Raw genomic sequence first — 11,173 nt, 5'->3', positions numbered from 1 at the left:
AAAGTGTTTCCAGTGGTCTGGTCAGATCCAGGAATGACGGGCAGGCAGAGTGCCGTTGAGGTGCCAGGCGCCGACGGCGTGAACCTTCCAGCGCACGGGGTCGTGCAGGGTGTGAACCCGTGCATTGCGCCAGTGCCGATCAAGGTTGAATTCGGCCAGGGTGGCGCGGCTGCCCGACAGCTCGAACAGCTTTTCGCTGGCCTGCAAAGCGATGTCGGTAGTCAGCACCTTGGCTTCGGCGACCACGATGGAAGCGCGAGCAGCCGACTGGGCATCAATGGGCGATGCGGCGATTTCGTCGAGTACACGTCCGGCCTTGTGCAACAGTGCTTCAGCGGCGTGCAGCTCCAGTTTCAGCTTGCCGATATCGGCGATCACGTAAAGGTCATCGCTGGCGCGCTCGACATTGGCTTCGATCCAGGGACGTGAACGCTCGCGCACGAAACGGATGCTGTCGTCGATGGCTTCGCGAGCGATGCCCGCGTCGATGGCGGCCTGAATCAACTGAGAAACCGCGCCCTGAATGTTGGGCGACTGCCCCAGCTTCCAGTTCTCGATCACCAGATCTGCGCTGACTCGCACGTTTTCCAGCAACACGCTGCCGCTGGCTGTGGTGCGCTGCCCGAAGCCGGACCAATCATCGATGATGTGCAGCCCCGGCGTTCCACGGGGGACGAAAACCAGCACCTGCTTGCCGTCATCGTTGATCGCCTTGACCGCGACCCAGTGGGCGAACAGCGCCCCGGTCGAATAGAACTTACGGCCGTTGAGCAGAAAATGATCACCGTTTGCGGTCAGGCGGGTCTTCACGTCGAGGGTGTTTTTGGTACCGCGCTCCGGTCCGCCGTTGCCAATCCGAGCGCCGTTGAGCACGCTCTCGAACAGGACTTTCTTCTGCGCGTCACTGGCGCTGCCGATCAGCGAATTGAGAATGCCGAAATGATTCTGTGGAATTTGCCCGACCGCAGGGTCAGCGGCCGACAGAATGGCGAATACCTTGGCGACCGTAACGAACGACACCTGTGGGCCGCCGTAAGAATGGGGTACGCAAATACTGCCCAGACCGCTGCGGGTGAACTGCTCGATTTCGCTCCACGGCAGTTGCCGATCGCGATCACGCGTTGCGGCGGTCGGTCGAATGAGGGCGGCCAGCTCATGCGCTGCGGCGATGGCTTGTGCATCGTTGCGCAGCACGGTGGCGGGCAGAAGGGGAGGAGCAACGTCCAGAGATTGCTGGATCGGCAGAGCGCTCAGGTCAGTCATGATGGCGACCTTCAAGAGCATGTGCACTGGGGTAGTTGTGCGTGACCATTCGAACCTCGAATCAAAACCGCGATGGCGGTAGAAAAAGCGACGATGGTCCGGTGGTCCGGTGCATATACCCTAAACGTTTATAAAAATTAAATAAACATGCATTTAGGAATAAGCATAGAAGGCGAACATGATTGCCCTGGTCAGTCAAATGGCTTGCGTGTACGCCAGGCATGTCCCGAAGATCAGCGTGAGGATCAGGTACTTGAGGATGGCTCGGCTTGGCATGGGAAACGCCTCCTGAGGGATTTAACCGCAGGCTAGCAGCGCGATTTCATCGGAGGCGGGCACATTCTGTAGGAGGTGATGGGAGATGCTGTGGGAAATGTCTTTGTTGTCTCGGACCTGTGCAGTCGCTCACGTAATGAGTTTTGCTCGGTCGCGGCACAGTCTGCTTGCACCGCGACAACATCGGCCACTGTCGGACAGCATCAGGCCTCCAGTTCGTACCATCGCTCTGTGCTGACCCTGATCGATCGCGGCGGGGCCCAGCGCGAGTTGTTGCCCACGCGGTCTATGACGCAATACGTCACTTCCTGATGGAGGTCATCGCCCGCTTCCTCGATCAATGACGCGGGAACCCGAAACGTGATCGTCTTGCCCACGTCGTTGTCGGTGAGGACAGGTAGATCCATGCGCACGTCCCCCCAACGCAGGGTTATTTCGTCATAGGCCTCCATGTTCGGATAGCACTCGATACGGATCTCCACACCCTCCCTGAGGTGCTGTCGGCCCAAGCCGTGCAGCATGATTGCCTCGGGAAGCGACACCGGCGCCAACCCCTGGTTTTCGTCCCCTTCAGCGCTGACCAGATGGCCTCCCGGTGTTTCCAGTTTGACCCATAGTTTGCAAGAGGGTGATTTCACTGGCGCGCAGCCAATCTTCGTGACCTTGTAGTAGGTCTTTACCTTGCCGCTTTGAAGGAAGCTCTCCGGCACATGTAGGACGGATATATTTCCGATGTCGGACTCAGTCAGCAGTGTTGATGCGACATAACAATCTCCCCAGAACAATTCGATCAGGTCCCCAGGTTCCATGTCGGCGTAAGGCGGGATGTTCACTGATAGATCGGCAGCCGCCAGGGCGCCGATTCCCTGCTTGTTGGCCTGCGGCAGACAAGGAGCGAAGAGCTCCAGTAGCGGGTTACTGACGGGTGTCTGAATCATCTTCGAATACTCAATGAATGTGGACCTGAAGTAGTGCGTTCGGTGACGGTGGCGCTCGCGAACGCAACGTTGAATCAATGCCGTTAGTACATGCCTGATGCACAGTCATGGCAAACATTACAAACAGTGGCAATTTGGATGTTGTTATCGAACTCGGAAGTTGGCCGAAGTTGAATTTGAGCTAATTGTGTTGCTGCATATCTGTCAACAGAAAAGAAGACGTAAATGTTTATGTGCAGAATTAACGGACGTTTCCTACAGCTGAATGCAGAGGGCTGAGGCTACGGCCGAGTGTCACGTCCTACTCCGCAGGTGCGCTCGTCTGGATCGGTTTCGATGAAAGGGGGAAGGCAAGTGAGGCGTTATTTTGTCGGAGCCGGATCAGTCAAAGTACGCCGGCAGGGCGGAAAGTGCTGGGTGCTGTGTTATATGGAAAAAGTTGATGGAATAGGCGGGGCTCTAGGGTCTGAACATAGAAATACTTTCGGTTAATGCAGATTTTTCTAAATATTGAAGACAAAGAAAACGGCGCTTAATAGCGCCGTTTTTGGGACGTGTGATGTAGGACTAATTCCTGCTGCGCTCCAGAAACTGTCGCGTTCGTTCCTCTTTCGGATTGGCGAACAACGCCTTGGCTTCGCCCTGTTCCACAATGACCCCCTTGTCGATGAACACGACCCGGTTCGCTACATCCCGAGCAAAACTCATCTCGTGGGTGACGATGACCATGGTGCGGTTCTCTTCGGCCAGTGCGTGAATCGTACTGAGCACCTCGCCCACCAACTCAGGGTCGAGCGCCGATGTCGGTTCGTCGAACAGAATCACTTCGGGTTCCATCGCCAACGCCCTGGCGATCGCCACACGCTGCTGCTGCCCTCCGGACAAGCGTCGTGGATAGGCGTCCTCCTTGCCAGCAAGACCAACCTTGGCCAGCAGTTTACGGCCCAGTTCGATGGCTTGTTCGCGCGGCATCTTCTTGACCACGATTGGGCCTTCGATGACGTTTTCCAGCGCCGTACGATGAGGAAACAGGTTGAAGTTCTGGAACACGAAGCCGACATGCTGACGCAGTTGCCGGATCAGGCCTTGCTGCTGACTCAACGGTTTGCTGCCATCGACCTTGATGTCCCCGACCACGATGGTTCCACTGGTGGGTTCTTCCAGGAAGTTCAGGCAACGCAGCAGGGTCGTCTTGCCGGAGCCACTGGGCCCGATAATGGCGACCACTTCGCCGGGCTCGACTTTCAGATCGATGCCCTTGAGTACCTGATTGCCCTTGAATTGCTTGGTCAGTCTTTCAACCGTGATCATGCCTCAGGACTCCAGATCGTGGCGATTGGCCCGAGCTTCCAGACGGTTCTGGAAGTGCGCCAGTACTGTGCACAGCACCCAGTAGATCACCGCAACGGTGAAATACATGGTGAAAATTTCCAGTGTTCTGGATGAAATCAGCTGTGCCTGTCTGAACACCTCCGGCACCTGAATGGTGGCGGCCATGGCGGTGTCCTTGACCAGCGAAATGAAGCTGTTGCCCAGCGGCGGCAGCGCGGTACGCGCAGCCTGCGGCAGGATCGCCCGACGCATGGTCTGGGCGCGGGTCATGCCGATACTCGCAGCGGCTTCCCATTGCCCTTTGTCCACGGCGCCAATGGCCGAACGCAGGATCTCGCAGGCATAAGCCGCCATGTTCAGCGACAGCCCGATCAGGGCCGCGGTTATGGCGTCGAGTTCGATACCGAAATCAGGCAAGCCGTAATAGATCACGAACAGTTGAACCAGCAGGGGCGTGCCGCGAAAGAACGACACGTAGACTCTGGCGATGGCGCTGATGATCCAGACCTTCGACAGACGCATCAGTGCCAGGCCGAAGCCCAGCACCAATCCGAAAAACATCGCTCCGAGGCTGAGGCCCACGGTGTAATACACGCCTTGAAGCAGGAACGGCGCGGAATCCAGCGCGAGCTGCAGTTTCTCTCCAATCATTTGGTCACATCAGCCTGGAAGTACTTCTGCGACAGCTTGGTCAGCGTGCCGTCGGCGCGCAGTTTATCGATGGCCTTGTTGATCGCGTCCAGCAGTTCAGGTTCGCCTTTGCGCAGCGCGATACCAGATTCCTGACGAGAGAACGCGGGACCGGAAACGGCCAGGTTGTCTTTGGTCTTGGTGATCAGATCCAGTGCCGCCAGGCGGTCCACCAGAATGGCGTCGATACGGCCAACGCGCAGATCCGCATATTTGGTCGGATCGTCGTCGTAGGTTTTGACCACGGCGCCGGGCACGTTGGTCTTCAGCCATTCTTCGTAATTGGTACCCAGACCGACACCGACTTTCTTGCCGTCCAGGTCTTTGGGCTCGGGGAATTTATTGGCGTTTTCTTTTTTCACCAACGCCTGAATACCCGACACGGTGTAGGGCTCGGAGAAGTCGTACTTCTTCTTGCGCTCGTCGGAGATAGTCACCTGGTTGACGACAACGTCCAGACGCCTGGATTCCAGCGCGGCCAGGATGCCTGCCCATGGAGTGGCGGTCAGCTTGACCTTGACGCCCAGCTCCTTGGCGAGGGCTTCAGAGAACTCGACCTCGAAACCCGTGAGCTTGCCGTCTGCGCCGACGAAGCTGAAGGGTGGATAAGTGCCTTCCAGGCCGACGTTGAGGGTGCCGTTTTTCTTGATGGTTTCCAGTTGCTCGCCAGCGACGGCCTGGGTCACCAGACCGGTGCCCAGCACCAGGCTGAATGCCGACAGCAGGAAAGTGCGGCGGATTGCAGACATGTTCATGAGAGTCCCCTGTTTTAGTTGGTATGTCAGGCAAGCGTCAGACCTGACGAAGCTACTGTGACGTCGCAGGTTTATCCAGCTTTTTCAGTGCTCTGCCGGGTCTGCGCCGGTTGCTGGCGGCGATGATAGAAGCAGGCGTTTAGGATTAAAAATAATTAAAAACGAATCGCTAGTTTGTTTTTTGCATATACAGCGTTCACCAAACCTGGGTGGCGTAGAAACCTTTAGCAGTCCGGCTTGCCGGCCGTAGCTGCGAGGTCTAACACCGCCGACAAGCCGTGCTGCTACAGATCTCGCCATGTTTGATCGGCGTCTGTCGCCCCCCGCCCTGTAGCAGTCCGGCTTGCCGGCGGTTGCTTTGAGGTCCAATACCGCTGGCAAGCCGTGCTGCTACAGAGCCAAGGCTATTTCACTGCCCGGAAAAAGCATCGGGATACGCAAACAACGCCGGAGCCCCGCCGGTGTGCAGGAAGATGATCGGGCCGTCTTCGAAGCGTTGGCGACCGATTCCGTCCAGCAGTCCGGCCATGGCCTTACCTGTATACACCGGGTCCAGCAGCAGACCCTCCTGGCTGGCGACCAGCTTGATCGCCGCCAATGTGCCTGCGTTTGGCTCGCCATAACGCGGGCCGTAGTATTCGTCCCACAACTGCACTTCGAACGCCCTCGGCATCGGCGTACCCAACAGTTCGGCCGTGCGCTCGGCCAGCCCTCGAACCTTCGGCGCCTGAGTTTCTTCGGGCCGTGAAACCGTCACACCAATCACCGGCAACTGCGGCAGGGCTTCGGCCAACGCCAGCGCAAGCCCGCTGTGGGTACCGGCACTGCCTGAGGCCAGCACCACTGCCGCAAAGTCCACGCCGGTTTGTTTGATCTGCCCGGCCAGTTCGAAACCCGCACGCACATAGCCCAGAGCACCCACGGGGCTGGAACCACCGATGGGCACCAGATACGGTTTCTTGCCGCTGCTGCTCAGCCGAGCCGCGAGCGCTTGTAGCAACTCGTCGGCATTGTCCAGATTCTCCACCAGCTCGACCTTCGCATCGAACAGATCCAGCAGCAGTCGGTTGCCGTTACCCAGGTAATTTCGGTCTTCGGTGCCGATGGGGTTTTCCAACAGGGCGACGCAACCAAGGCCCAGCTTCGCGGCCAGCGCGGCCGTCTGCCGAACATGATTGGACTGGATGGCGCCCGCTGTAATCAGCGTGTCGGCGCCTTGCGCCAGAGCGTCCGCCGCGAGGTATTCGAGTTTGCGCAGCTTGTTGCCACCCATCGCCAGCGGGGTGATGTCGTCGCGTTTTACATAGATGTCGCGACCGGCCCAGACTGACAGGCGTTCGAGTTTTTCCAACGGGGTTGGCGCGCCCAGCAGTTCCAGGCGATTAAATCGGTCCAGCTGTTGTTTGATCATGGCGATGTCGGTAGGTCTTCAAGTAAGTCGCTGGACTATAGGCAGACGGTTCGGACAGGGCAACCAATGGCTTTCACGGCGGTCCTGAGCTATAGCCTCACTAAAATTGTTATTTTTTCGCCACAAATGATTGCCGTACAGTGGCTCATCCTTCGGCCATGTCCAGCCTGACGAGCCGTAGAACTGAGGAGAAATCTGCGTGAGCACTATTCCCGAACTGTCCCCGAAAGCCTGTGCCGAGGGCGTGACCGGTCACTGGCAATTGCAGCGAATCGTGGGCGAGTTGCGCGCCGCGCGTGATGACTGGCGAACCCAAAACGGTCGTGTCAGCGGAGAAAAGGGTGGTCGCGAGTTGCCGTCCCGCGAGGCCTTGCGGGATATTCTCGAAGCCCTGTCTGGCGCGTTGTTTCCGATGCGTCTGGGCCCGGTGGACCTGCGCGAAGAAAGCGAGGATTTTTACGTCGGCCATACCCTGGATGTCGCGCTGAACTCTTTACTGGCGCAGGCGCGACTCGAGTTGCGCTATGTCGCCCGCCAGCGAGGCGAAGACGCCAGTTGCGCGGATGTCCACGCCGAGCGGCTGATCCAGAATTTCGCCAGCGCGTTGCCGCAGATCCGCCGGATACTCGACACCGACGTGCTGGCTGCCTACCACGGTGACCCCGCTGCGCGTAGCGTTGATGAGGTGCTGCTGTGCTACCCGGGCATTCTCGCGATCATTCACCACCGTCTGGCCCATCACTTGTACAACAACGGCCTGCCGCTGCTGGCGCGGATCAGTTCTGAGCTGGCCCATTCGGCAACGGGAATCGACATCCACCCCGGCGCGCAGATCGGCCCGAGTTTCTTCATCGATCACGGAACCGGCGTTGTCATCGGCGAAACCGCGATCATCGGCGAGCGCGTGCGCATCTACCAAGCGGTGACCTTGGGCGCGAAACGTTTCCCGGCTGATGAAGACGGCCAATTGCAGAAGGGGCACGCCCGGCATCCGATCGTCGAGGACGATGTGGTGATCTACGCCGGCGCGACCATTCTTGGGCGCATCACGATTGGTCAGGGGTCGACCATCGGCGGCAACGTCTGGCTGACCCGCGGTGTGCCAGCGGGCAGTAACGTCAATCAGGCGAATCTGCAGCATGACGATGGGTCGCAGAAGTAGGTTTTTGGCCGGCTCTTTGTTCTGCCGCTTCGACGCCGGTAAACATCTGTAGTAGCCCGGCCGGGCTGCTACAGGTTTTTGGCGGAGTCGCGCTGTTTTTTACCTGCTCCGAGTCCCTTTAGGCCTGCGTAGCCAAGCCCTGCATTCGTGCGATCTGCCCCTCTGTGAACTAGCGTCCAGAGGCCGCCAATTAGTCCTTCGTCCCGTATTCGTGTTTTAATTGAACGTTCAATCAAGTTAAACCGGTGGTTCGCTGCCCCTCACATCAGGAGGCTTACCCTTGCCGTATCAGCCTTGCATGAACGTTTCTACCGCCCACCAGGCGGTCTTCTCATGAATGTTCCGAGCGCGCAAAATAGCGCGCCGGTGCGCATGAACGCTCCCGTTTTCTACTTTGCCGCCACCTTCATTCTGATTTTTGGGCTGGTGGTTATCAGCTTCCCTGGAGCAGCAGGCCAGTGGCTGCTCGCCGCGCAGAACTGGGCGGCCAATACAGTGGGCTGGTATTACATGCTGGCCATGACGTTGTACTTGGTGTTCGTAGTGGTCACTGCGATTTCCGGGTACGGCAAGATCAAACTCGGCGCCGATCACGACGAGCCCGAATTCAGCTACCTGTCGTGGGCGGGCATGTTGTTCGCTGCCGGTATCAGCATCACGCTGTTTTTCTTCTGTGTCTCGGAGCCATTGACTCACCTGATGCAACCGCCACAAGGCGAGGCCGGCACCACCGAAGCGGCGCGTCAGGCCATGCAGCTACTGTTTCTGCACTGGGGCCTGCACGGTTGGGGCGTGTTCGCTTTCGTCGGCATGGCGCTGGCTTACTTCGCCTATCGACACAACCTGCCGCTGGCACTGCGTTCAGCGCTGTATCCGCTGATCGGCAAACGCATCAATGGCCCTATCGGTTACGCCGTCGATGGGTTCGGCATCATCGCCACGATTTTCGGCCTCGGCGCCGACATGGGTTTTGGCGTGCTGCACCTCAACTCGGGGCTGGATTACCTGTTCAACGTCCCGCACACCCAGTGGGTTCAGGTCGGTCTGATCACGCTGATGATGGGGGCCGCGATTCTGGTGGCCGTGGCAGGCGTCGATAAGGGCGTGCGCGTGATGTCCGACATCAACATGCTGCTGGCCTGTGCCCTGTTGCTGTTCGTGCTGTTCGCCGGGCCTACCCAACATTTGCTCAACACCCTTGTGCAAAACATCGGCGATTACCTGGGCGCGCTGCCGACCAAGAGTTTCGACGTCTATGCCTACAACGCCCCGAGTGACTGGCTGGGCGGCTGGACAGTGTTCTACTGGGCCTGGTGGATTGCCTGGTCGCCGTTCGTGGGGCTGTTCATCGCGCGCATTTCCCGAGGCCGTACCATCCGCGAGTTCGTCTGCGGCGTACTGCTGATTCCCTTGGGTTTCACCCTGGCGTGGATGTCGATTTTCGGCAACAGCGCGATTGACCAGGTGCTCAACCATGGCATGACGGCGCTGGGGCAATCGGCCATCGATGACCCTTCCATGACGCTGTACCTGATGCTGCAAAACTACCCGTGGAGCAAAACCGTCATCGCGGTCACGGTGTTCATCAGCTTCGTGTTCTTCGTCACCTCGGCCGATTCGGGAACCGTCGTGCTGTCCACACTTTCGGCCAAGGGCGGCAGCCCGGATGAAGACGGGCCGAAGTGGCTGCGGGTGTTCTGGGGTGTGATGACTGCACTGATCACCAGCGGACTGCTGTTTTCCGGCAGCATCGATGCGTTGAAATCCGCAGTGGTACTGACCTCGCTGCCGTTTTCCCTGATCTTGCTGACCATGATGTGGGGCTTGCACAAGGCGTTTCACATGGAGTCCCAGCGCCAGATTGCGCAGCTGTATTCGCTGGCTCCCGTCTCGGGATCGCGACGTGGAGGCTGGCGTCAGCGGTTGAGCCAGGCCGTGCATTTCCCGTCCCGTGACGAGGTGTACCGTTTTCTCGACCAGACCGTGCGTCCGGCCATTGAAGAGGTGACGGCAGTGTTCGTCGAAAAGGGCTTGAGCGTGGTCACTCAACCGGACCCGACCAACCACACGGTCAGCCTGGAAATCGGGCACGGCGAGGAACGGCCTTTCATCTATCAGGTGGCCATGCGCGGCTATTTCACACCTTCGTTCGCGCGCGCAGGCATGGGCTCCAAACAGCTGAACAACCGGCGTTACTACCGCGCCGAGGTTCATTTGAGCGAGGGCAGTCAGGATTACGATCTGGTGGGTTACACGAAAGAGCAGGTAATCAACGACATCCTCGATCAGTACGAGCGGCATATGCAGTTCTTGCATCTGGTGCGTTGAGGGTTAGAGAGAGTTCTGTGCTGTAGCAGCATGGCTTGCCAGCGGATGCGTCTGCAAGTTCGCCACCGCTGGCAAGCCGGACCGCTACAGAGCCGTCACGGTTTTGAGGGCCGGACTGTCCTGCAAATGCCCATGCAGCAGTCGGAGCGCGGGCTTATCCAGCGCCTGGGCGGAATAACACAGGCCAACCCTGCGAATGAGTTTGGGCGTGCGCGCAGGGCGAGTGATGACGCCTGCGTGATGATCGGCCATGGATTGAGGCAGCATCGCCACCCCCGCGCCTGCCGCGACCAGGCGCAGCGTCAGTGTCATCGAACCCGCTGTAGCAACCACCGAGCCCATGCTGCGGTTATACAACTCCATCAGGCGCTGGTGAGAGGGATGGGAAGGGCAAGTGATCCACTGCACGCTCGCAAGATCGGCTTCGTCCAGACGGGTCCGCGCCGCCAGCGGATGACGGGCTGCCAGCGCCAGCACAAAGGGTTCTTCCCACAGCGGGAGAAACAGCTCGTCCTCGCAGCAATCTTCCTCTACTGAAAGCCGCGCATCACCGCTGCAACCCTCCTGTAGATTGAGCAGCAGATTCGGCACGACTCGATAAGCCGTCTCCAGAAACGACTCCAGATGACTGGCCGCAATTTCACTCTCGACACCCAACTCCAGCGTGAGCCGGTCATTACGCTGACGAAACTGGCTGCCCAGTGCGTGAGCTTCTGCCAGTAATCTGCGCGCCTGTGGATAAAGCGTGCGCGCGTCATCGGTAACCTCGACACCGCGCGGCAGGCGCTGGAATAACGTCGTGCCCAAGGCCTCTTCAAGCTGGCGAATCGTGACCGAGAGGGTCGGCTGGCTGGTGAAAAGACGTTGCGCCGCCGAGGTGATGTTGCGCTCCTCGAACACCGCGATAAAGGCGTTGAGTTGACGAATATCCATATCAGAAACCGATGTCAGCCAAAGGAATAAAGCATTTTTCTGCTACCCGGAGCGCTGAATATACTCGCTTTACCGCTTATCCATT

Annotated in this window: 9 protein-coding genes; 2 read left to right on the top strand and 7 right to left on the bottom strand. The window is 58.7% G+C overall.

The genetic code is table 11. The features are described from left to right. Positions 1-21: 21 nt before the first annotated feature. From D3M70_RS03325 to D3M70_RS03300, 6 genes are all read right to left on the bottom strand, one after another. A complete protein-coding gene (locus tag D3M70_RS03325) occupies positions 22-1,263 on the bottom strand; it encodes an SfnB family sulfur acquisition oxidoreductase (RefSeq protein ID WP_120124444.1) in 1,242 nt (413 codons plus the stop codon). Positions 1,264-1,742: 479 nt separating this feature from the next. Next, positions 1,743-2,477, bottom strand: a complete 735-nt coding sequence (locus tag D3M70_RS03320) for a hypothetical protein (protein WP_120124315.1) — start codon at positions 2,475-2,477, stop codon at positions 1,743-1,745. 567 nt (positions 2,478-3,044) lie between these two features. Further along, positions 3,045-3,788: an L-cystine ABC transporter ATP-binding protein TcyN gene (gene tcyN, locus D3M70_RS03315; protein ID WP_120124313.1), complete on the bottom strand. Its 744-nt coding sequence runs from the start codon at positions 3,786-3,788 to the stop codon at positions 3,045-3,047. Between the two features lie 3 nt (positions 3,789-3,791). Further along, a complete protein-coding gene (tcyL, locus tag D3M70_RS03310; protein ID WP_120124311.1) occupies positions 3,792-4,460 on the bottom strand; it encodes a cystine ABC transporter permease in 669 nt (222 codons plus the stop codon). Then, positions 4,457-5,254: a cystine ABC transporter substrate-binding protein gene (gene tcyJ, locus D3M70_RS03305; protein WP_120124310.1), complete on the bottom strand. Its 798-nt coding sequence runs from the start codon at positions 5,252-5,254 to the stop codon at positions 4,457-4,459. Before tcyJ ends, tcyL begins: the two co-directional genes overlap by 4 nt. Positions 5,255-5,663: 409 nt before the next feature. Then, a complete protein-coding gene (locus D3M70_RS03300; protein WP_120124309.1) occupies positions 5,664-6,665 on the bottom strand; it encodes a D-cysteine desulfhydrase in 1,002 nt (333 codons plus the stop codon). A 217-nt stretch (positions 6,666-6,882) separates the two neighbouring features. Between D3M70_RS03300 and epsC the strand changes: the two genes are divergently transcribed. Together epsC and betT are read left to right on the top strand one after the other, a co-directional pair. Beyond that, positions 6,883-7,827 carry a serine O-acetyltransferase EpsC gene (gene epsC, locus D3M70_RS03295; RefSeq protein WP_375232914.1) on the top strand — a complete coding sequence of 315 codons (945 nt, stop codon included), beginning with the start codon at positions 6,883-6,885 and terminating at the stop codon, positions 7,825-7,827. A gap of 333 nt (positions 7,828-8,160) precedes the next feature. Beyond that, positions 8,161-10,155, top strand: coding sequence for a choline transporter BetT (gene betT / locus D3M70_RS03290; protein WP_120124306.1), 1,995 nt, complete (start codon positions 8,161-8,163; stop codon positions 10,153-10,155). An 84-nt stretch (positions 10,156-10,239) separates the two neighbouring features. Here betT and D3M70_RS03285 read toward each other — a convergent pair whose 3' ends face one another. Next, positions 10,240-11,088, bottom strand: a complete 849-nt coding sequence (locus D3M70_RS03285) for a LysR family transcriptional regulator (protein ID WP_120124304.1) — start codon at positions 11,086-11,088, stop codon at positions 10,240-10,242. Positions 11,089-11,173: the final 85 nt, after the last annotated feature.

This window comes from Pseudomonas sp. LS-2, from assembly GCF_003605735.1.
Classification (GTDB): domain Bacteria; phylum Pseudomonadota; class Gammaproteobacteria; order Pseudomonadales; family Pseudomonadaceae; genus Aquipseudomonas.
This window is presented reverse-complemented; position numbering and strand designations above follow the sequence as displayed.